Origin of the sequence: Shimia abyssi, assembly GCF_003014475.1 — a bacterium.
GTDB classification, from domain to species: Bacteria; Pseudomonadota; Alphaproteobacteria; order Rhodobacterales; family Rhodobacteraceae; genus Shimia; species Shimia abyssi.
In genome coordinates this window covers 72,187-94,444 of the sequence record NZ_PYGJ01000019.1, presented here as the reverse complement: position 1 = coordinate 94,444, position 22,258 = coordinate 72,187, and the positions used below count along the sequence as shown (strand labels likewise).

The following is a 22,258-nucleotide window of genomic DNA, read 5'->3' as shown; positions in this document are numbered from 1 at the left end:
CCCTCTCAGGGGGGCAGGCGTTAGGCCGCTTGCTCAAATTAATAGTGGTGTACGTTGATGGTGCCGGAGTGGTGTACCGAACGCGTCGTGTTGGCAGCTGAAACTGCAGCGGCGCTAGCCATGCCTGCCGCAAATTGTGTCGTAGCGCGAGATTTAGAGCCTTCCATTGCCATTTGAACACATTGCGCCAAGTGAGGCGAACCCTGCTCATAACCATACGCTTGGCATTCTGACTTGAAATGCGCGACCTTATTCTGAGTGCTAGTTGTCGCGTGCCATGCCGGACTTTCTTTCATGCCCATGCTGGTTGAGCCATCCGGGTTGGTTGAACAAGCTGCCGTCAACGCGGTCGTGCCAGCCATGGCGAGTACAAGAACTTTTTTCATTTTGGGCCTCCAATTTTTGGGTCGCAAGTTTGTTTCGTCATCAATAACATGAGAGTTTGACCCGAACTTTACTTGTGATTTACTGCCAATTTCGACCTGGATTGAGCTTTCCGAGATGGCAAACAAACGGAACGGAATTTGGCGGGCTGGCTTAGTGAAAATTGCATTCCCTAACCAAGAATTGGTTCGACCGGTGTAAGAAAACGTTTTGGTCTTCGCTGAGGTGCCGGAAGTCTAGATATTTACTTAGCGTTAAGAAGTGCAACAGAGGGCCAAGCAAAGCGCGGCATGTGCTCAATTGGCTCAACTGAACTATTGATCGCCCGCTATAAGTCTGCCAGTTCTAAAGCAACGTGTCGTCCAGCCAACCGGAATTCGTAGCGAAGCTCAAGATCGTCTGTCCTTCGATCAGCACAGAGGTGTCGCCAGCGCTGAGCAATACTCCCGCTTCTGTGTCCGTCATCGCATTGAGCGCATCCTGCTCAGATTGGATCCCCAAACCTGCGAGGTGAAGCTTATCCATCTCTGTGAAGCTAAAGTCAGTGATCGCGTCGGAGCCATTGCCAAACGAGAATGCGAATGTGTCGGCGTCGGCGGCACCTGACAGCAGATCGTCTCCGCCACCGCCCCAGATCCAATCGTTACCGGAGCCGCCGTCCACGGTATCATTCCCGCCGCCATTGAAAATCAGGTCGTTGTCGGCGTCACCGGAGACAAGGTCGTTGCCGCCGCCAGCGAAGATGACGTCATTGCCTGACCCACCGTTCAGAGTATCCTGATCTGATCCGGCACCGGCATAAATTACGTCGTTACCTTCGCCACCATCAATTAAGTCAGCGTCATTGCCCCCTCCCAGCAGATCATCGCCGTCACCGCCGTATACGGTGTCTTGCCCTGAGCCAGCCCATGCTACGTTCGATGAGGCATCAGTATTTCTCTCGTCGATCAGATCATTGCCTGAGCCGCCGAAGTTCGTGTCAGAGCCAGTTCCACCGTAAAGGCGGTCATTTCCGGCTCCACCGCCAAGGATATCATTGCCCGCTTCACCGTGGAATGTGTCGTTACCTAGATCGCCCGAACCTGCAAAAATCTTGTCTTTGCCCTCGCCGCCAAGAGCAAGGTCGTGACCCGCGCCACCAACGACGAAGTCTTGTCCAGAGTTTCCATAGAGGCTGTCGTCTCCGGCATCGCCTCGCAACTCGTCATTGCCAAAACCGCCAGTTATGTAATCGTTTCCTGTACCGCCAAAGGCCCGATCATGGCCTTCTTCTCCAAGCAAACGGTCATTACCTGCATCGCCCCGTAGGACATCATTTCCTTCTTCGCCCCAGAGCCGGTCAGCGCCACCGCGCCCGATTAAAGTGTCGTTTCCCTGATTTCCGAAAAAATCGTTGTCTAAGTTGTCGCCGCGCAGTTCGTCTCCGTGATCGGAACCTGAAAATGTTTCAATGGATGTATAGCGGTCACCGAACGCGTGACCAGTGTTTGCCTGAGGGTTCAATAAGTCTACGCGTACTCCAGTTGGCGCATGCAGAAAACTGACATAGTCTTCGCCAGAGCCACCGTGGATATGGTCAGCTCCCGCGTCCGATCCGAAAAGGTCATCGCCCAATCCGCCGAACATCGTGTCATTGCCATTGCCACCATCGAAATAGTCGTCTCCGGCATCTCCGTAGATAAGGTCATTACCACCCCTGCCGAAGAAACTGTCGTCCCCCGCAAATCCTGCGATGCTATCGTTGTAATGTGAACCCCAAACCACGTCATCGCCTTGCCCTACAAATTCCAGAAGAGCATCAGCGTTCCCAGTGTTTATCAAAGATTGAGCAATCGACATATCGACGGCGAAGTTTGTAATCGTGACAACTGGAGTGTTTCCCAAATACTCAACATAGCCGGTCAGCGTGCCGTAGACGTTTCCATAGAGATCATAAGAAAACTGACCCGTGTAAACGGAACGGCTAGACCCCGAGACGACCACAATGGAGTTGCCAGTTGCCTGAGTGACGTGACCATACTGGGAACTAATTCCCCACATCTTAAAGCTTAGATTGCCGTTGACCGTCGCCATGTTCTATCTCCATTCCTATGTGGTCGGAGAGGTATGCGTGGATGCATGGATTGGCTTTTGAATTTGTGCCAAATCGATTGCGAAATTCGCCAGATTGCACTGATGGTGCGTCCAGTTGCTGCAGAGAGCCTGTTTTTTCGGGACACAGTTCATTGGATCAAGAGGCAAATGGGCAATTTTGGCACAATAGTAAGTCTTTTGCGAAAAGGTCTCTCAATTCCAGGGTTTGTCACAAAATCACAAGAAAATGGCGAAGCCCCCAAAGATCGGTTTTTTCTAATCCCTTATCCTTCAAGGTTTGGAGGTTTATGAATGCCAGAATTCAGTATCCCTAAGGATCCAATCGAGGGTTTGGCAATTGCCGTTGCTTTGATCCTGCTTGGATCTCTGGTTGGTTCCGTCTTGCACCAATTACGTCGCCCACCCCAGCGCAAAGACAATGTCGTGCATTTTCGCAAGCCCGTTGCACATGGCGGATACGGAATGTCGCGCTACGTGCCCATGCGGCGACGCCCAAAAGATCCTAAGGTCACGCTTCTAGCGTGGATGTTTGTTCTGGTTGTGGGTCTCTTTTGGCTACCAACTCTGGACTTCGATTGGCAAGACCACGGCGTCCGTTACAGCCAAGGCAAAGGGACATCTGAGGTTCCAAGGACTATCGAGGGGCACGCCCGCGTTCGCGACGTGGACACTGTTGTTGTTGCAGGGGTTCCAGTCCGTCTCGATGGGGTTGACGGACCCGAACTCGGCACACGTACCGGAAACGCGGCAAAGAGATGGATGGTAGAATACCTGCGTGGCAAAACTGTTACCTGTAAATTGAACGGAGAACGCACTTATGACCGATTTGTCGGTAGGTGCCATGAGGGCGGAAATGACATTGGGGCTGCTGCCATCTCGGCGGGTCATGCATTTGACTGCCGCAGGTACTCAGGAGGCCGATATCGTCATCTTGAAACACCGGCTGCAAAATCAAGAATTCCGCGTTCTGCGTATTGCTGATGCAATCCAAAACGGCTGATTGCTAGCGCCTCTTTTACAACGCACCTGAGCTTCGTCAGTAATTTCAACTCACAACTCTATTTAGTCTCCGGACGCCCGCTTGGCCTCTGAAGTGTGGTTTATGCGTCAACCGGAAATGCAAAATGTGTTGCCAACAATGACGCTTTTCTGATTGATCTTTACGATCTTCGAGGCGTTTCAATGCCTTCAAACTAGAACCTTAACGTAGTAGTCGGGGTGTACTACCCATCGGCCGATTTCCAAATCGCCCATTAGTTTTTCCTCGCTTAGTCCTCAAACATTCCCGAATGCCATCGGATGATTTTATTCAAGTAGTCTCGCGCACTGCCGCTAAGTCGGGATATCCCGAGTTTTCTCGCAAGCTCCAAAGTCGGATCTTCGGAGTATTGAAGATCATTACCGATTTCATCCAAGACACTGGCGATCTCGGTTCGAGAGACCTCGAGAATGGGTCGATCGTCCAACCCTCGGAATGGAATACGCTCTCTTTCGTCACCCTGAACCCAGATAAAGTCAGTGCTGAATTCCCTTTTCGCTTCAGTTCCTTGCAAAGCCTTCAAAAGCTGCGACATGATCCTACGGCCAGTCCTCTGCCAGCCATGGGCGTTTGACACTTCTCGGCCAAGCCGCGTCAGTGGGAGAGGCCCTTTCCGATGCACGATGTCATCGACAATTGCCCTTAGCTGGGGAAGGTAAGAGACCTCATAGAACATGTCAGGATCTGGAGTTCCCGCTGGCACAACCATTGGCGACTTTGGATGGCCTTCTTCCGCGATTGCAGGTGTCGTCTTGGTTCGCTCAACGACGGTACCAGCAGAGGCGAATACCTGAGGCTCCGGCTCGTTGCGATACGGCTCGCCCAAATTCACAGACAAAGGAGGCTCATCGAGAGCGATAACAGCTTCTTCCAGCGTCACAGAAACCTCGTCTTCATTTTTTTTCGTAATCTCGGCCTCTTTTTCTGCCTGAAGGTTGCGATCAGCTTCGAGCAATTGCTCTAAACGTTCGTGTAATCGTTCAGTTACGTCGCGTGGGTTTCGGAACCAGTCTGTGGACCAAATCCGCAAGATGTCCCATCCGAGGCCCTCGAGCACGGCTTGTCGTACCTTGTCCCGGTCTCTCGCGGTAGCGGAGCTGTGATACGTTGCTCCGTCGCATTCAATACCAGCCAAGTAAGCACCAGCGCGATCTGGATTGACGACGCCGAGGTCGACCCTGAAGCCCGACACACCAATTTGTGTTCTTACTTCCCACCCCTTGGCGCGGAACGCCTCGGGGCTTTTGGGGAGTGATTTCGGCAGTCTGAACTCAGAGCGTTCTGACAAGTCCGATTTTCGCGATATTTTCTATTTTCGCAAAACAGCGAATATTGACATTTTCACGAATATTCGCTATTTACGGCATATTCACTGTGCAGCAAACGTGGCGAAAATGTCGATTTTTGAAGGTTACAGGCTCGAAGAGGAACTGGTCGAACGGCTCTGTGAGGCGCTTCGTGGGTTGCCGGATATTGAAGTGAACGAACATAACCGGCAACCAGGGATCAACATCGATAGCGGGATCGACGCCGAGATCGAATTCAACGCAGCAGGCAGTCGATACCTCCTGCTCGTTGAAGTCAAGAAGTCCATCTATCCGCGCGATGCGCAGCAGGCTCTGTGGCAGCTCGACCGGCATAAGACCGCGATCAACTCTGACCGCAAAAGGCGAGTTGTGCCGCTCTTGGCTGCTGAGTCCATTTCATCCGGCGCTAAGGAGCTTCTGAAGGATGAAAACTGCGGATACTTTGACAGCGGCGGGAGCCTTTTCATCCCTGCGCGCGGTGCGTATGTCTTTGTCGAAAAGCCGCCTCCGAAGACGCTGCAAAAGACGATCCGTGGGCTCTTCAATGGTAAACGCTCACAAGTGCTCCACACCCTGCTGACCCAACGGGATGAGTGGTTCGGCGTGAAAGAACTTGCTGGGATCGCGGAAGTTGCCCCTTCAACAGCGTCGGAGACGCTGACCGCCCTTGAGCGCTTCGAATGGCTGACGGTGCGCGGTCAGGGACCGACCAAAGAACGGCGGCTCGCTGATCCAGGTGCCCTACTCGACGAATGGAGGAAACAGACATTGGCTGCGACGCGAAAACAGGCGCGTCGCCGTTTCTACATTTCAATGAAAGACCCGAATGCCATTGCGCACCAATTCGCGGATATCTGTGAAGAAATCGGTCTCAAGTATGCGCTTACCGAGCAAAGTGCAGCGCAGGCCTATTCACCGTTCCTCTCCTCGATATCGCGAGTAACCTGTCGGCTCGCCCATAGTAGCCGCGCCAGCGCAGTTTACGAAGAGCTCGAAGCGCAGCCAGTGACTGAGGGTGCAAACCTCGAAGTCATCGAGACCCGATCGCAGGGCGAATTCCTATTTAGAGAACGTGTTGATCAACTTTGGCTTGCTAGCCCCGTCCAGGTTTATCTGGACCTCCTGCGAAGTGGCGGGCGCAGCAAGGAAATGGCGGAACATCTTCGGCAAGAAAGGATCGGATTCTAGTGACCAAACCCGATCAAGCGAGCGGCTATGAAAACGAAGTGACTGAGAACTGCGAACGGGTTCTCGTTACGCTGATACGCGGTCTCGGCCCGTGGAAGGATTCAGTTTATCTCGTTGGTGGATTGACGCCACGCTACCTCATCAGGGCAAGACCGCCGGAAGTCCCGGAACATGCAGGCACAGGCGATGTGGATATCGTCGTTGAGTTGCAAATGTTGACCGATACCGAGGCCTATCACACTCTCGAAGAGAACTTCAAAAACCTTGGTTTTGAGCGTGGTGAGAACCACAAGCATGAAAAGGTCTCATGGCGATGGCAGGCGCGAACAGAAAGTGGCGCGGCGATCATCCTGGAATTGCTAGCTGATGACCCCGAACTTGGTGGTGGAAAGGTCCAACCGCTCCCGACCGACGGCAATGTCTCGGCTCTCAACATTCCGCACGCATCAATGGTATTTGACCACCACGAAGTGCGAGAGATCAATGCTGAGTTGCTTGGCGAGGGCGGCAACGCGACCGAAACCATCCGGCACGCTGACATCGTAAGCTTTGTTTGCCTGAAGGCATTTGCTCTCGACCAAAGGTACGAGAGAAAGGATGCGCACGACATAATCTACTGCCTCGAACACTTTGATGACGGACTGGAAAAGGCCGCTGTTGCATTTCGAGATGCGTTGGACGGCAAACACTCAGGGGTCGTGGGATCAGCTCTTCAGATTCTCAAAAAGCGTTTCACCGACGAAGGGGAAATCGAGGGTTATCAAAAGGACGGACCTGTTGCCGTCGCAAAGTTTGAATTGGGCGATGGCGAAGAAATGAGGGAAGCACGGGCGCTCAGACAACGCCAAGCGGCAGACATCATTGTGCGCCTGCTGAAGGATGTCGAGGCATGAGCTATTTCAGCGAGCGCGAACACGGCGAACGGCCCCGCTCATCCGAGATAATCGGCGAAGGAGCATGGGGCGGAATTCAAGCCTTGATAATTGGCCGGATAGAAGATGGTTCGTTCGGGGCGACCTACCCTGAAACATGCCAAGATGGTGCGGGGCCTTTCGGAACCGACGCCAATTTGCTTGCCAGGGCGGTCCGCGCGGAAATACCCGCCTTCGCTGATCCGCCATGGTTCGATAACGCATCGGAACCACCGGAAACCCTCGACATTCTGGACTTGATAGAGTTCTGCTGGCGCGCGGTCGGTCAACCGATCAAGGGAAGTTATCACGGCTATTTCCAGCACTATCACCTTAGCCACGACACAGATGTTGGGCGTGACGAATTCCGTGAGGCCGTGAACAGAATTCTTCGGCGCAACGGCCTCACCTATAAGCTGCTGCAGAACGGGCAGATGGAACGGCTTGCGCCGCCGGTCCTTCGCGAGTTGTTGACGGCTGCCACTTTTCGCACCGGGGACAATGAGCTGGACGCGATGCTGGAGAAAGCACGCAAGCGTTTTTTCGATCCAGACATCTCAGTAAGACGGGAATCCCTTGAAGCCCTATGGGACGCATGGGAACGCCTGAAAACCCTGAACGGACCCGACAAGAAAACGCAGTTCCCGGTCATGCTCAATAATGTGTCGGGACCAAACTCCCCGGTTTTTCGGGAGGCGCTAGAAAACGAGGCCCGCGAACTGACTCGACTAGGCAACAAGCTTCAAATCCGCCACGCGGAGACAGATCGTGAGCCCGTCTCCGAAAGCAGCCACGTCGATTACTTGTTCCACCGTCTCTTCGCGTTTGTGGCGGCTGTTCTCAAAGCGGAAGGACGCGGATGGTCAAACTGATGCCGGTAATTCAGACTTGCAAATGAGCAATTCGCACAAGCTAATTGATAATCAATCATTTGTTTGCGGCGCTGTAACTGTTTGAAGTTAAATGTGTTGAATTCAGTTTTGGCCTGTCTTGCAACGCTTTCTGCAACAATGCCTGTGACTTCGGCCTGACGAACGTCCATGGGCTCCGGATTTCTCGTGTGACCAACATTTGGCTACTTCTTGCCATTTCCGTAATTTTCCCGCATTTTCTCAAAACCGCAGATTTTTCGAGGCTGCAATGGACTCAGATGTTCTGACCGTGAGAGAGGTGGCTGCCTATCTCAAGATAAAGGAGAAGACGGCGTACCGTCTTGCCGCGGAAGGTAAAATCCCAGGATTCAAAGTGGGTGGATCGTGGCGTTTCCGTCAGCGGGATATTGAGAACTGGATTGAAACGCAGAGCTCTGGCATCGAACCGGGCGAAAATGAGAGATAGAAAATTGAGGGCAGCAGATCAATTGGTCCACGATGACCGAGACGAGCTCGACGATATCATTAGGCTGAGAATGGCTGTCGGGCTTCTTGGCGAGAAAGACCACGGCAATTGGTGGCCTTCGCTCTGGTTCACATCCAATGCGGTGGCGTTCTTGACGCCGGTCTACGAGACGCGAACGGATGCAGCACGTTACCATGGGCTGGTTGAGACTGCGCGGCTTGTACACGACAGTCGGATCGGCGTCGGGCAAGCTTTTCACTTATTTCGTTTGCCCGAGACATTAGAGCGGCGTCTGCACGACGTAGTCGTGAACGATGATGCGACGAGCAAAGCGGGAGGCATTCCACAAAAGGGCGATGCAGAAGCATTGCTGTCCGAAATCGCTGAAACCGTAGATGCGAGCGCTGGACCAATTAGAGTTGGCAGTGCAGCGGAGCTAGACACTTCTTCTTGGATCAAAGTCCTTGCTGGGCACTATCTTTCAGCTTTTAGAAGTTCACAGCAGACTTTCCCATACTTCACGGTGAGCGCGTGACGGAGCAGGCTTACACAACAAAGCTTCAGGCCGGTCTTGGCCTAATCCCGGAGACAGAGAAACTATTCGATCTGTGGGAGCCTGGCATGGATAGCCCTGCTTTACTTGATCGCGCTCTCAGCTCTGGTGATTTCCCAACAATGACAGCGCGCCGTCTCAGGAACATTGTGTCGGAGGGTTTTGCACCAAGGTATCTCGTCCAAGATGGCGGGCCAGCGTCCGCACTAAAGTCGATGCATGGAGCGTTGTCAGGTCAGGATAGAAAGCAGCTGTTTCTTCTTTTTACGTGCCGTGCCAACCGGGTTCTCGCCGACTTCATACGTGAGGTCTACTGGCCTCAATACGCAGCAGGCAGCACATCGATCACGAAGACGGATGCTCTTAATTTTGTAGAAGATGCTGTTGCCGAGGGCAAAACAACAACATGCTGGTCGGATTCTACGCGGACCCGGGTTTCAAGTTACCTCTTGGGCGCATGTGCGGATTTTGGTTTGCTGGGTACGATGGCGGCTGGAGGCCGCAAGATCGAGACGTTCGGTCCGACTACTTTCGTTACAACCTTTCTTGCCCATGACCTTCATTTCCGTGGTTTGGGCGACAGTGCTGTGCTCAACCACGAAGATTGGGGCCTCTTTGGGCTTGGCGCCGATGATGTGCTCTCGGAACTAAAACAGATCGCAATGCGTGGCGAGATTATCGTTCAATCGGCCGCAGGGCTCGTACAGATTTCCTGGAAACACAAAAATATGGGGGAGTTAGCCGATGCCGTCACTGACAGCTGACTTCGATGAACTGGTGCGGCGCGTTCAGTCTGGTCGTGAATTCTCGCATGCCAGTTTCGAGCCGATTTACTATCTCGTGTTTCACCCACGTGAAATTCTTGAGGTTAAGCGGCAAATACCTGCTTGGACAGCGCGCCTGAAGAACGCAGGTTGGGATGTGACGATATTCTCGGTTGCGGAGCATATCAATGACATCTTCCAGTCTGCTCCCATGCGGAAGGTTTGGTTGGCGGCAGACGCAAAGGCCCCACTCGACTGGGAGAAGACGAATAAGAGCCTTGCAAACGCTCTTACCGGGCGTGACCAACTTCAAAACCGATTAGAAGAAGTCATTTCTGCTCAAAAAGACAACCCGAACGCAATTGTTCTTGTCACTGATATCGAAGCGCTTCACCCCTACCTGCGCATCGGCGCGATAGAGGCGCAATTGCAGGGAAAATTTCATATACCAACAATCTTTTTCTACCCCGGTGTTAGAACAGGAAAGACGCGTTTGCGTTTCCTTGGGTTCTACCCCGAGGACGGCAACTACCGGTCAGTCCACGTGGGTGGATGAGAACGCTGCAAAAGCAGGAAGAAATGGCGACGATGACGCAGATACGAACTTTATTTGATCCGCAAAGGGGCCTTCAGCGCTCCATTGAAAAGGTGATTTCATACCAGGCATCTCAGGAGGACCGACTTAAGTCGGAGATATCAGAATATATCGTCACGGATAGTATCGATGAACAGCTTGAAAAGCTCTTGGACAATATCCAGGCTGCGCTGGAAAGCGGTAGCGGTCACGAGGTTGGCGTTTGGGTTTCTGGTTTTTATGGTTCAGGTAAGAGCTCCTTCACGAAGTATCTTGGCCTTGCACTAGATGATACTGTCAAAGTGGATGGAAAGCCGTTTGTCCGGCATCTTAATGACCGGCTGCGGCGCCCACAGACGAAAGCCCTCTTAGATGCTGTGAATAAACGCTTGTCGGCGGCGGTGATCATGCTCGACCTGGCGAGTCAGCAGATAGCAGGTGCAACTCTCGCTGAAGTTTCGACCGTTCTGTATTACAAAGTCCTGCAACAACTCGGTTACTCAAGAAACATGAAAGTTGCCGCGCTTGAGCGCAAACTCAAGAAGGATGGGCGCTACGAAGAGTTCACCAAGCTCTTCCAGGACGAAACCGGCGAGCCGTGGACAGACTATCAAAACGATGAGTTGGTGGTCGATAGCCTGCTTCCCAACCTTGCACACCAGATGTATCCAAACCTGTTCAAAAACGATCAGGCGTTCTCGGCGGCAAACAGCGAAACGATTTATCTCATGGACGATCGTGTCAGAGAGATGATTGACGTTGTTCGTGACGAAACCGGAAAAGAGAACATCGTTTTCGTTATCGATGAAATTGGCCAATACGTTGGAAGTCAACAATCCAAAATTCTTGATCTTCAGGGCTTGGCCGAGAACATCAAAAACATTGGGCAGGGCAAGGTTTGGATACTCGGCACAGCACAACAAACACTGACCGAGGACGATCCTCACACGGCGATTAATTCCCCAGAGCTTTTTAAGTTGAAAGACCGCTTTCCGATCTCTGTCGAATTGGAATCCAGTGACATCAAGGAAATCTGTTTCCGTAGGCTCCTTGGCAAATCAGCCGAAGGCGAGACTGTACTTGGTAAGCTGTTTGAGGAAAATGGCCAGGCGTTGCGTTCAAACACGAAGCTCACCGGCGCAAAGTACTATGATGATGGATTTGATAAGACGAGCTTTACTAACCTGTATCCGTTCCTGCCTGCACATTTCGAGATTCTGCTTCGATTGCTCGGTGCTCTAGCCAAGTCGACGGGTGGTGTCGGACTACGTTCTGCAATCAAAGTGCTTCAAGACATTCTGGTAGAAGGTGCTGGCGACCAACCTCCGGTTGCCGACCAGGCTCTCGGATGGCTCGCAACGACTGTTACACTCTACGATTCTTTGAGCACAGATATCAGGCGCGCATTCCCCTCATTGCATGGTGCAGTCGACAAAGTCGTTGTCCAATTCCCGGATGACACTCTGACGCAAAATGTCGCGAAGACAATCGCGGTACTTCAAATCCTCTCGAATATGCCTGTTACGGCAGAGAACGTCGCGGCTCTTATGCACCCGTCGGTCTCTTCGGCTTCGATTAAAGATAACGTCAAGTCGTCCCTCGAGAAGATGCTTGGCAACCCCTTTGTGCCACTTGGTGAGAAAGACGGAAGCCTCAGATTCTTCAGCGAAAAGCTCAACGATGTAGAGCTAGAGCGAGCGCAACTTGCGCTGAGAAGTTCTGACGTGCAGCGTATCTTCAGCAATGCACTCCGCGATACGTTGACCCCTTCACCCGCGACACGATTGCACGGAAACCGCGCAGTGACCTCTGGTGTCAAAAGCGTCGCTGGTGGACGAAGTGTTTCGCTGGCCGGTGACCGCGAGACGATACAGACTGCTATCGTCCTTGCCGATGCAGCAGAATACGATACTGAACGGACGAAACTTCTTGATGAATCGCGACAGCGAAGCGCTGAGAACACAATCTTCCTGTTAGGTCGCTCTCCCCAAGACGCGATGGAAACGGCGGGTGAAGTCTACCGCTGCAACCGCATCGTCGAAATCTATCGCAACGACCCCGATCAAGAGGTCAAGGAATACTGCGCAAGCCAAACGGATCGCGCTGCTCGCCTTTCCAACGACCTCACTCAACTCATTGCCCGCAGTCTCGCCCGCGGCTCCTTTGTCTTCCGCGGTGCAGTGAGCGCGGTTGAAAGTATCGATCCAACTCTTGCCTCCGCGTGTCGCAAATATCTCAGTGACGTTGCCGTGCGAGTTTACGATCGTCACACAGAAGCCCCAGAACGAGTAGAGACCGCGCTGCCCGAGAAGTTCCTGCGCGCTGCAAATGCAAATCTCAAATCGATTACGTCACAGATTGACCCGATGGGACTGGTGCAACTTTCAGGTGGCACACCATCGATACAGTCGGATCACAAGGCGTTGGTTAGCATTCGCGATCAAATTGAGCGCAGTGGCCTCATAGAGGGGAAACGACTTCTCGAAACATTCGCAGATGCGCCATTCGGATGGTCGCAAGATACAACAAGATACCTGATCGGCGCGTTGCTCGTTGGCGGTGAGATCAAATTGAAAGTTGGTGGACGCGAAGTCACGGTCAATGGCCAGCAAGCGATAGAAGCGCTAAAGACGAACAACAGCTTCAAGTCGGTAGGGGTGTCGTTGAGAGACGATCGCCCATCCATGGATGTGCTTGTAAAAGCAGCAGAGCGCTTGACCAATCTATCAGGTGACGCTGTCGTTCCGCTCGAGGAAAACATCAGCAAGGCAGCGCAGCAATTACTGCCAGACCTTCAGCACCGATATGCCTCCCTGGGTGAAAAGCTTGCAACCTTAAAACTGCCTGGGTCTGACACAATGGTATCCTTGAACCGGCAAATTGCTGATTTGCTACTCACGGATTGCTCCGATGCGCCACAAGTATTTGGAGCGGAAAGCTCGACTTTGTTTGACGAACTGAAATGGGCGCAGAGCATTAGGTTGGCTTTTGACCAAAAGCTCGACCGCACCGTTCAGCGCGTTCGCGACCTGCAACATGAGCTGAACTCCCTTCCCAAGACAGGCGCGCCGGGAGAATTGGTTAAAGCGGTTGCAGACGACATGGAAGCCATCAATGACAGGCTTCTGCAGCGGAGCTTTTTTGACCATGCGGCTGACATCTCGACGAAATATTCGAACATCGAGACTTGCGTTGCAGAAACGGTCAGAACAATGGCAAGCTCTCAAACAAGCCTAATAACGGATGCCGCTACGGATCTTTCTCGCATCCCCGAATGGAGTGAATTCACGAGTGAAGAGCAGCAACAGGTTCTCGCGGAGCTGCAAGAACTTTCTGTCAAAGCCAGTGAAGACATCGCTGGGCTCAAGTCTTTGCTCTCTTCACAGTTCGATATCAGCACGACCATCCAAGAGCTCAAACGCAGCATAGTTGAAGAAGGCCGCGAACGCCGCAAGCCACCACCGGACCCAAACCCTGGTGGGGTGGCTGATCCGCGTCCTCGCCGTGCACTGAAGGTACCCGCAAAGATCGCAACGACTGAAGAGTTGGATCAACTCATCCAGCGTCTCCAGGACCTCCGCAGCGAAGCGCCGTACTACGAGTTCGACGTAGAGATCGGCGAGGAATGATCTGTGGCGTTTGATAACGAAACAAGAGGAAAGCTTCAGCGATTTGTCACGGATATCCGTGCGCTTCTGACAGAGGACTTCACACGGCAGCTTCAGCAGACCTACGGCATGGACCCGGCCAGCGGCGGAGTCGCACCCATCGAAAGTCTTAATCATCTCGACGATGAGCGCCTGGAGACAGCGCAAATTTTGCGTGATGTGATGGATCACTACATGGCATCGGAGGCCAAGGACGAGAAGCAGACGCGAGTGTCTGTTCTCCAACGCATTGCCCGCGAGCAGGCATTCACAATTCTAAATCGCCTCGCAGCACTGCGCATGATGGAAGCGCGGGGCATTTTGCTGGAAGCGATTGGGCAAGGTACGCAGTCGCAGGCCTTCCGCCTCTACCAACAAGTGGCGAATGGCTCGCTGGGTGATACCGGAGAAACCTACAAACACTTCTTGCACAGTCTGTTCGATCTCTTCGCAGTAGACTTGCCGTCGTTGTTTGATCGCTACAGTCCGCAAAGCCGCCTATTCCCAAGAGAAGTGACATTGACGAAGGCACTCGAGCTTATCAACGGCGACGAAATCGAACCTCTCTGGACTGAAGACGAGACAATCGGCTGGATCTACCAATACTTCAACTCGAAGGAAGAGCGCAAAGCAATGCGCGATGCGTCCCAGGCGCCGCGCAACAGCCGCGAGCTGGCGGTGCGCAATCAATTCTTCACCCCGCGCTATGTGGTGGAGTTTCTGGTCGATAACACGCTGGGGCGGCTCTGGTTCAACTGGACGGGCGGGCAGACCGACCTGCGCGACCGCTGCCAATACCTGCTGGTGAAACCGGACGAGCAGCCCGAACCCGCCAAACGCCTGCGCGACCCGCGCACGATCAAGCTGCTCGATCCGGCCTGTGGGTCGATGCATTTCGGGCTCTACGCCTTTGATCTGTTTCTGGAGATCTACCGTGAGGCCTGGGCGTGGGAGCAGACCCATGGCCCCGGCTGCCTGGATTCTGAGACCGGCGGCAGCGCCGATCTGAAACCGCTCAGCCAGACCTATGTCGACCAAGAGGCCTTCCTGCACGACATGCCGCGGCTGATCATCGAACACAACATCTACGGTGTCGATATCGACCCGCGCGCGGCGCAGATCGCGTCGCTGGCGCTGTGGCTGCGGGCGCAGCGGGCCTGGCATGAGACGAGCGTAAAGGCCAAGGACCGGCCGCAGGTGGGGCGCGGGCATGTGGTGGCGGCTGTGGCACCCCCGGCCGAGGTGGACCTGCGCAAACGGTTCATGGAAGAGCTCGACCCTCTGGATGCGGCGCTTTTCGAGAAGACTTTGTTCCTGCTCAAGGGCCTGCCGGAGCTTGGGGTGTTGCTGCAGGTCGAGAAGGAATTGCCTGCCCTCGTGCGCGCTGTGTTTGGCGAGCATGGCGACCTCTTCCGCGAAGAGGATATGGCGAAGTGGCACAAGGCGGAAACACGATTGCAGGAAGCTCTGTCTGAGTTCGCGCGTGCGGCACGCTCAACCTATCAGGGGCAGCTCTTCGCTGAAGACGCGCTTCAGGGACTGCGGATGATCGACCACTGTCGCGAGGTTTTTGATGTCGTGGTGATGAACCCACCATTTGGAGGTTTAGCGGACGGGACCAAAACGCAATTGGCGAAGGCTTTCCCAACAGGAAAGAGCGACTTAATGGCGATCTTTGTAGAACGTGGGATCGGACTGATGCGTGCTGGCTCCAGAATCGGTGCAATTACTTCCCGCACCTGCTTTTTCTTAAAGAGCTTACAGAAATGGCGCGAGCACGTAGTACTCGGCATGACAGAAACGCAGGTAATGGCTGATCTAGGGTATGGCGTAATGGATGACGCAGCGGTTGAAGCTGCCGCATATGTTTTGGAGAAAAAAGCGTGACTGTCTTTCTACGATTGATGGGCGAGACCGAGAAAGAAACTGCGCTCAGAGAATGTTGTATAGCTGTGCGGACGGGCAATTTGGACCCGAAAATCTTCGAAGTCGAACCGAGCTCTTTTCGCTCAGTACCCGGAGCTCCATTTGCGTATTGGGTATCGGATACCATGAGGGAGTTGTTCGCACGTTTTCCTCGATTTCAATCTGGCGGGCGCATAGCAGCCTCTGGTGGAAAAACACTGGACGATTTTAGGTTTATTCGGGCTGCATGGGAAGTTCCTAGCACCTGCCAAACTTCATGGAAGACATTTGCAAAAGGAGGAATTTTTTCGCCCTATTACGCTGATGTTTTTCTTCGACTTTCATGGCATCGCAATGGGGACAGCCTCAAAGCTTATCTGGTCGACTACAGAAAAAGTCGAGGTTGGTCGCCAAACTGGACAGCGGAACTTCACAGCGCAAACCACTATTTTAGACCAGGTATTACGTGGCCGCGAAGGACCAACGGCCTTAGCTTCCGGGCAATGCCGAAAGGTTCAATTTTCGGCGACAAGGGTCCGGCAGTTCTGACAACAAACGACGACCAAGCTGACCTCCTGTTTCTAATGGGGATATTGAACAGCAAGGCCTTTGCGATCTTAGTTTCGTTACAGCTTGCGCGGACTGAACTTGCGCAGTCATTCGAAGTAGGAGTTGTGCAAAACACACCTGTCCCGGAATGCTCCGATTTAGAGAAGCAAAAGTTGGTTGTTGCGGCAAAGCGAGCTTGGTCTTGCAAGCGATCTCTCGACTATGTCCAAGAGACATCAAGTGCTTTCCAATTGCCCGCAGCCTTGCAGCCTCGTCTAGGCCACTACGACCAGCCTGGCATCGAGGTAGAGCTGTCCAAAATCCAAACCAACATCGATGAGATTGTTTTCGGGCTTTACGGGTTAAACGAAGAGGATCGCGCGGCAGCGCTCAGTTCATCTGGCACGGCTGACGAAAATGACAACGACGAAGCCGTGGGCGCTGACGTCAGTAAAGACGACAATGGTGCCGAGGCGGTCGACGTGACTGAAGGTCTGCTCAGTTGGGCTGCTGGCGTCGCTTTCGGCCGTTTCGACTGGCGTTTGGCCACCGGTGAACGCACAGCTCCATCCGAGCCGGAACCGTTTGACCCGCTACCAGCAAAAAGCCCTGGGATGTTGCCTGATGATGCGGTGCCGTTTCACCCACATTCCGGCATCCTGGTGGACGACCAGGGGCATTCAGAAGACCTTGCCCGCTTGATTGAAGAAGTTCTCGCCCGCATCGATGAATCGTTGCCTACAGATGTGCGCCGTTGGATCCAACGCGACTTTTTTTCATATCATCTTAGGCAGTACAGCAAGAGGCCTCGCAAAGCCCCAATCTACTGGCCGATCTCGACTAGCTCAGGCAGCTACACGCTCTGGCTCTATTACCCCAGTTTGACCGACCAGACACTCTTCACTGCCATCAACGATTTCATCGAGCCGAAGCTGGAACAAGTTGGCCAGGACGTTTCCGCACTGCGCAACAAGGGCACCGCCCGTTCCGCTGCTGACGAAAGGAGTTTCGAAAAGTTCTTGTCGCTCGAAGCCGAACTGAGGGAATTGCGCGAGGCCCTACTAGAAATCGCTCCATCCTATCACCCCAACCATGATGACGGTGTTCAGATCACATCTGCACCACTTTGGCGGCATTTCCGTCATACGGCCTGGCGAAATGCGTTGAAGGCAACCTGGGAAAAACTCGAGAGCGGTGACTACGAGTGGGCACATCTTGCCATGGTCTACTGGCCCGACCGCGTTCGCGAGAAGTGCAAAACCGACAAGTCATTGGCTATCGCTCATAATCTGGAAGCCCTGTACGAAGAGCCAGAGGCCGGAGGTGCCTCGTGAGTTTGGCTGCCTTCATTCGGGAAACCGTTTTGCGCCCCCGCCTGAAGAAGGCAGGCTGTCTTGTCGTCTATGACCCGGCGCGGCTCTACCAAGACGTTGTAACTGATCTTTCAGACGAGCGTACCGCAGTAGTGGACGTCAGCGAACGTGGCATCGAAAGCCGCGAACAGGCGCTTGAAAGCTTTGTCTCTCTTGCACATCCTGGCGGTAAAGGGCCGACAGAGCTTGTGATCTATGTACCAACCGATCCACCGAAGACCGACCATGACCGCGTCATCGATCCTTATGCGATCTACACGGCAAGCGGTGCAATGTTTCCTGACGGTGATGGCGATGAATACATAAGCCTCTGCCTGAAGGCGAAGCCCGATCATGCCAGCGAAATCCGGCGATTGTTCCAGGACGATCCAAAGCCATCATTCGAACTCGTCGACAATATTGGTGGCGGGGTGGGTTATCCCACACTTCGGACACTCCTTCGGGTCGACTCCGCCCGCAACATTCTTCTCGCGTTCTTAGCCCCTTCAGAGCAACAGAAGAGCCGTCTCAAAGGAAATGAAGCCTGGGTAAGCGAAGCCAAGGCGCTTTTCCGATCTTCGCTGGGATTGAAGCTCGTGACCAAGGGCAAGAGCTGGTCTGCCGTTGCCGATGAGCTTTGGCGTTTTGTCCTTTTCAGTGAGTTCGTTCTCGATCTTCCCGGTGAGTTGCCAGCATCTCTTGCAAACGTTCCGCACGCGGATACAGGTGCGGATGCGTTGGTCGCTGACCTCTGCGAAACGCTACGAAATGATAACCGGGCACGACAGACATACATCGATCGGGCAGAGCAGATAGAGCGGGAGCTCGATCTCCCCGCCGCATGCGCTGAGATAAAAGACCTTGGAATGCTCGATACGTTTCCCTTTGAAGAGCGGACCTTCCTCCAGATTGCAGTCGATGCACTAAAGGATGATCGTCTGGATGAGGTGCGCACTGTTGTCGATAGACACAAGCATTCTGTCTGGCTAGGCCAAGGGGAGAGCCAGGCGCAGTGGGGACTAGTGAGTGCGGCTCTTCAACTTGTGTCTGCTTGTGAGGACGCTGATCGTGGTCTTTCTGGGAATACTGGTAGCCTCGATGCGCTGATCGATCACTATACGAGTAGCCTTCGTGAGATAGACAGGCTTCAGCGTGAATTTGAGCAAGCCTTCGGTGAGTACATCTCGATGGAGCCAATCGTCGATGACGTTGCAGCGCATGCACGCAAGCGGTACGCGCGCATTGCCGAAAAGGTGCAGACGATCTTCATCAAGCACCTAGAAAGAGATGGTTGGCCACCCCAAGGTAGGCTGGCCAATGTTGACTTGTTCGATAAGTTGGTTGAGCCACTGCTCGCGGAAAGAGAAAAGCGCGTCGCATACTTTGTGGTCGATGCCCTTCGTTATGAACTCGGCCTTGAGCTCCAGCGTCAGCTTGTTGACACGGGCGCGGCGACAATTCAGCCTGCGATTGCTCAACTTCCAACCGTTACGCCAATTGGAATGGCCAGCCTCCTTCCTGGGGCAGGTAAAAAACTCAAGGTACAGCGTGATGGTAAGGACGTCGTAGCCGAGATCGATGGGCAACGTCTTACCTCAGTCACGCATAGGATGAGGTTTCTTGAGCAACTATACGGTGACCGCTTTGCACAAGTGACTTTGTCCGAGTTCAATAGCAGCAAGAAGGCGAAAGTCTCTGATGCGGTGAGTCTACTAGTTGTTCGAAGCACTGAGATCGACAGTCACCTGGAAAACAACCCAGACACAACGCTTGGATTGGTCCACCAAACGCTCAAAGGTATACGAGTTGCGATCCACCGTTTAGGACAGGCTGGTTTTACTGATGTTGTAATAGCCACCGATCACGGTTTCTTCCTAAACGGTCATTCTGATGCCGGTGACATCTGCGCCAAACCGTTAGCTGGTGACTGGATCACGGTGCATGACCGTTCGCTACTAGGAACAGGCGGCGAAGACCCGCATAACTTCGTGATACCAGCTGAGAAAGCCGGAATCCGCGGCGACATTGAGTGCTTTGGTGCGCCGCGCAGCCTGGCCCCTTACAGACGGGGACTACGCTTCTTTCACGGTGGTCCTTCGCTACAAGAGGCCGTCGTACCAGCGATCACTGTCGCGCTCCGAGTTCAAGATGAACAAGAGCCAGCGATGGCGAGCGTGCAGCTCTCTTACAAGAACGGCGCGAAGAGGATTACGACTCGGCTTCCCGTCGTCGATCTCGCAATCGAGAGCACCGATATGTTCGCGCAAGGGGCCGATTTTGAAATCCTTTTGGAAGCACACGATAGGAATGGAAATGTCGTAGGTGAAGCACGTAAGGGCGATCCGGTTGATCCAGCAACGGGGACGCTATCGCTTCGGTCTGGGCAGCATCAACAGGTAACCATCAGGATGGATTTGGAGTTTGAAGGCAAGTTCACGCTCAAAGCATTCAACCCAGTCACGATGACGGCCTACGCCAGTATTACTTTGGAGACCGATTATGCAGTTTGAAATGGAGATGGACGACTTAGACAGTAAGCTCAACGAGACATTCGATGGCAAAGTTGTCCGTAAAGATCTACTGCACAGGATTAAGAAGGGCACCAATGTACCGACGTTCGTTCTGGAGTTTCTGCTCGCGCGTTACTGCGCCAGCAATGAACCAGCTGAAATTCAAGCAGGAATGGAAGCCGTCCTTGCCACTCTAGATGAAAACTACGTCCGTCCCGATGAAGCGAATGCCGCTCAATCGCGGGTAGCTACGAAGGGCAAGCACAAATTTATTGATAAGGTACACGTGCGCTACGTCGAAAAGGACAAACGGCACTGGGCGGCTCTCGAAAACTTTGGTTCTCAAAAAGTTGCCATAGCTGAAAAGTTCTATCGCGATACCGACCGCCTGCTCGAAGGTGGAATTTGGGCTGAGGTTACGATTGCGCACAATGATATCGACGAGGATAAGTATGCTTTTTATGTAGAAGACTTGCGCCCAATCCAGCTTAGCCGGTTCAATTTTGAAGCTTATTGTGAAGGACGAGAAAAGCTCTCACGAGATGATTGGCTCGATGGTGTTCTCCGCACAGTTGGACTTGAGCCCTCAAAACTATCGCCGCGCCTGAAGCTGCACTTTATTGCGCGTCTTGCTCCGTTGGTTGAGGCGAATTTCAACTTTGTGGAGCTCGGCCCAAGAGGCACAGGCAAGTCATACTTCTTCAGCGAGTTTTCACCTTACTCAACCCTTATCAGCGGCGGTCAGGCAACGAAGGCCACGCTGTTTTACAACAATGCCCGTGGGAAGATTGGGCTGGTCGGGTTCTGGGACACCGTCGCGTTTGATGAGGTCGGTGGGATCAAAATAAAGGACCCGGATACCATACAGATCATGAAAGACTTTATGGCAAACGGTCGTTTCTCCCGTGGGGTCGAGATTATTGCGAACGCGAGTATGGCGTTTGTCGGCAACATCGACCAATCGATCGAACAGATTGTCCGATCAGCCAAACATGATCTTTTCCTGCCTCTTCCTCCGCAATTTGACCTAGCTGTCATGGATCGCTTTGCTTGTTACCTCCCGGGCTGGGAGATGCCCAAGACGAGCAGTGCCTATCTGACGAACCGCTTTGGTCTTATCACGGATTATCTCGCAGAGGCCTTCCACTACCAATTAAAGCACAATAATCGGTACGAGGAAGTCAGCAGTCGTCTGAAACTCGGCAGCGCAGTTGAGGGGCGTGACGAAAAAGGCATTAAGAAAACTCTATGCGCAATACTTAAAATTCTTCACCCGGACGGAGCACCGAATGACGATGAGTTCTTCGAGTATGTTGAATATGCCATCGAGTGCCGTAGGCGCGTTAAGGAGCAAATGAATAAGCGCAAGCCTGACGATGAGTTCGCACTCATCGATCTTTCTTACTTCGACCCCGAAGGAAATGAAATAGTTGTGCATTGTCCCGAGACCAAGGGGGTCTCCGCAACGCTGGAGCCTAACCGCAGAACACTTTCTGAGAATTTCGACGGTGATAACCACGAAGACGTCAATCAATCGGATGGTCAGACTTTGGTGCAAAAAGAGGCGACTATTTCTGTCGCGCCGAAAGAGCCTGCGGCCGATCTGAAAGAGGTGCATTACTCGATCAATTACGGAGACACCGGCCATACGTATGACTCCATAGTCGGCCCATATCTTCAAAACGCAAAAGAGGTTTTAGTCGAAGACCCATACATCCGTGCGCAGCACCAGATCGTAAACTTTGTCCGCTTCTGTGAAACAGTTGTGAAGTACCCTACGGTTCGAAAGATCCACCTTGTAACGAGCTACGATGACAAAACCGATATGGCGCTTCTCAACGAGAAGATGGACGAGCTGAAGCAAAGTCTTTTGGAGGTCGACGTGGTGTTTACGGTGGAACTCAGTAAAGTCCTGCATGATCGGGAAATTCAGATCGACAATGGGTGGACAGTTAAGATTGGCCGGGGTCTTGATTTCTATCAGAAACCAGAGGGCTGGTTCACGATTGGAGCAAATGACTTCTCGCTCAGAAAGTGCTTGGAGACCAAGGTCGATATTTTCCGGGACAGTGGCTCCTAAATTTCAGCTCGCAGACGGAAGTCATGGTAAGGACCACGGCGAAGGCACGGAGCACCAAGAATT

General features: G+C 53.1%; 16 protein-coding genes. 13 read left to right on the top strand and 3 right to left on the bottom strand.

The window, feature by feature from the left end; genetic code table 11:
* Positions 1 to 38: 38 nt before the first annotated feature.
* On the bottom strand, positions 39 to 386 hold the full coding sequence (locus tag CLV88_RS20260) for a hypothetical protein (RefSeq protein ID WP_106610222.1): 348 nt from the start codon (positions 384 to 386) through the stop codon (positions 39 to 41).
* Between the two features lie 343 nt (positions 387 to 729).
* Entirely contained in the window at positions 730 to 2,457 is a 1,728-nt protein-coding gene (locus CLV88_RS20255) for a calcium-binding protein (RefSeq protein ID WP_106610221.1), read from the bottom strand.
* 838 nt (positions 2,458 to 3,295) lie between these two features.
* On the opposite strand from CLV88_RS20255, the gene CLV88_RS23095 reads away from it, so the two are divergent.
* Positions 3,296 to 3,478: a hypothetical protein gene (locus CLV88_RS23095; RefSeq protein WP_165798959.1), complete on the top strand. Its 183-nt coding sequence runs from the start codon at positions 3,296 to 3,298 to the stop codon at positions 3,476 to 3,478.
* 268 nt (positions 3,479 to 3,746) lie between these two features.
* Here the strand turns inward: CLV88_RS23095 and CLV88_RS23475 are convergent, their stop codons facing one another.
* A complete protein-coding gene (locus CLV88_RS23475; protein WP_106610219.1) occupies positions 3,747 to 4,805 on the bottom strand; it encodes a DUF3320 domain-containing protein in 1,059 nt (352 codons plus the stop codon).
* 106 nt (positions 4,806 to 4,911) lie between these two features.
* Between CLV88_RS23475 and CLV88_RS20235 the strand changes: the two genes are divergently transcribed.
* The 12 genes from CLV88_RS20235 to brxL all read left to right on the top strand — a co-directional run bounded on the left by CLV88_RS20235 (position 4,912) and on the right by brxL (position 22,195).
* Positions 4,912 to 6,012, top strand: coding sequence for a type IV toxin-antitoxin system AbiEi family antitoxin (locus CLV88_RS20235; protein ID WP_106610230.1), 1,101 nt, complete (start codon positions 4,912 to 4,914; stop codon positions 6,010 to 6,012).
* Entirely contained in the window at positions 6,012 to 6,905 is an 894-nt protein-coding gene (locus CLV88_RS20230) for a hypothetical protein (protein ID WP_106610218.1), read from the top strand. The genes CLV88_RS20235 and CLV88_RS20230 overlap by 1 nt, the downstream gene beginning before the upstream one ends.
* Complete coding sequence (locus CLV88_RS20225; RefSeq protein ID WP_106610217.1) at positions 6,902 to 7,795, top strand: AbiJ-NTD4 domain-containing protein; 894 nt, start codon at positions 6,902 to 6,904, stop codon at positions 7,793 to 7,795. Before CLV88_RS20230 ends, CLV88_RS20225 begins: the two co-directional genes overlap by 4 nt.
* Positions 7,796 to 8,063: 268 nt before the next feature.
* Positions 8,064 to 8,261, top strand: coding sequence for a helix-turn-helix domain-containing protein (locus CLV88_RS20220; protein WP_106610216.1), 198 nt, complete (start codon positions 8,064 to 8,066; stop codon positions 8,259 to 8,261).
* Positions 8,251 to 8,796, top strand: a complete 546-nt coding sequence (locus tag CLV88_RS20215; RefSeq protein WP_106610215.1) for a BrxE family protein — start codon at positions 8,251 to 8,253, stop codon at positions 8,794 to 8,796. Before CLV88_RS20220 ends, CLV88_RS20215 begins: the two co-directional genes overlap by 11 nt.
* Positions 8,793 to 9,578, top strand: a complete 786-nt coding sequence (locus CLV88_RS20210) for a BrxA family protein (protein ID WP_106610214.1) — start codon at positions 8,793 to 8,795, stop codon at positions 9,576 to 9,578. The genes CLV88_RS20215 and CLV88_RS20210 overlap by 4 nt, the downstream gene beginning before the upstream one ends.
* Complete coding sequence (locus tag CLV88_RS20205; RefSeq protein ID WP_106610213.1) at positions 9,559 to 10,134, top strand: BREX protein BrxB domain-containing protein; 576 nt, start codon at positions 9,559 to 9,561, stop codon at positions 10,132 to 10,134. Before CLV88_RS20210 ends, CLV88_RS20205 begins: the two co-directional genes overlap by 20 nt.
* A gap of 23 nt (positions 10,135 to 10,157) precedes the next feature.
* Positions 10,158 to 13,781 carry a BREX system P-loop protein BrxC gene (gene brxC, locus CLV88_RS20200; protein WP_207797113.1) on the top strand — a complete coding sequence of 1,208 codons (3,624 nt, stop codon included), beginning with the start codon at positions 10,158 to 10,160 and terminating at the stop codon, positions 13,779 to 13,781.
* Positions 13,782 to 13,784: 3 nt separating this feature from the next.
* A complete protein-coding gene (locus CLV88_RS20195) occupies positions 13,785 to 15,686 on the top strand; it encodes an Eco57I restriction-modification methylase domain-containing protein (RefSeq protein WP_106610212.1) in 1,902 nt (633 codons plus the stop codon).
* Entirely contained in the window at positions 15,683 to 17,587 is a 1,905-nt protein-coding gene (locus CLV88_RS20190; RefSeq protein ID WP_106610211.1) for a BREX-1 system adenine-specific DNA-methyltransferase PglX, read from the top strand. Before CLV88_RS20195 ends, CLV88_RS20190 begins: the two co-directional genes overlap by 4 nt.
* Complete coding sequence (locus CLV88_RS20185; RefSeq protein WP_106610210.1) at positions 17,584 to 20,115, top strand: PglZ domain-containing protein; 2,532 nt, start codon at positions 17,584 to 17,586, stop codon at positions 20,113 to 20,115. Before CLV88_RS20190 ends, CLV88_RS20185 begins: the two co-directional genes overlap by 4 nt.
* Positions 20,105 to 22,195 carry a BREX system Lon protease-like protein BrxL gene (brxL, locus tag CLV88_RS20180; RefSeq protein ID WP_207797112.1) on the top strand — a complete coding sequence of 697 codons (2,091 nt, stop codon included), beginning with the start codon at positions 20,105 to 20,107 and terminating at the stop codon, positions 22,193 to 22,195. The genes CLV88_RS20185 and brxL overlap by 11 nt, the downstream gene beginning before the upstream one ends.
* Positions 22,196 to 22,258: the final 63 nt, after the last annotated feature.

What these genes read in the sequence shown, in the direction of transcription:
- CLV88_RS20260 (WP_106610222.1), bottom strand. Translation starts at nt 386, where the DNA reads ATGAAAAAAGTTCTTGTACTCGCCATGGCTGGCACGACCGCGTTGACG.
- CLV88_RS20255 (WP_106610221.1), bottom strand. Translation starts at nt 2,457, where the DNA reads ATGGCGACGGTCAACGGCAATCTAAGCTTTAAGATGTGGGGAATTAGT.
- CLV88_RS23095 (WP_165798959.1), top strand. Translation starts at nt 3,296, where the DNA reads ATGACCGATTTGTCGGTAGGTGCCATGAGGGCGGAAATGACATTGGGG.
- CLV88_RS20235 (WP_106610230.1), top strand. Translation starts at nt 4,912, where the DNA reads ATGTCGATTTTTGAAGGTTACAGGCTCGAAGAGGAACTGGTCGAACGG.
- CLV88_RS20225 (WP_106610217.1), top strand. Translation starts at nt 6,902, where the DNA reads ATGAGCTATTTCAGCGAGCGCGAACACGGCGAACGGCCCCGCTCATCC.
- CLV88_RS20220 (WP_106610216.1), top strand. Translation starts at nt 8,064, where the DNA reads ATGGACTCAGATGTTCTGACCGTGAGAGAGGTGGCTGCCTATCTCAAG.
- CLV88_RS20215 (WP_106610215.1), top strand. Translation starts at nt 8,251, where the DNA reads ATGAGAGATAGAAAATTGAGGGCAGCAGATCAATTGGTCCACGATGAC.
- CLV88_RS20205 (WP_106610213.1), top strand. Translation starts at nt 9,559, where the DNA reads ATGCCGTCACTGACAGCTGACTTCGATGAACTGGTGCGGCGCGTTCAG.
- brxC (WP_207797113.1), top strand. Translation starts at nt 10,158, where the DNA reads ATGGCGACGATGACGCAGATACGAACTTTATTTGATCCGCAAAGGGGC.
- brxL (WP_207797112.1), top strand. Translation starts at nt 20,105, where the DNA reads ATGCAGTTTGAAATGGAGATGGACGACTTAGACAGTAAGCTCAACGAG.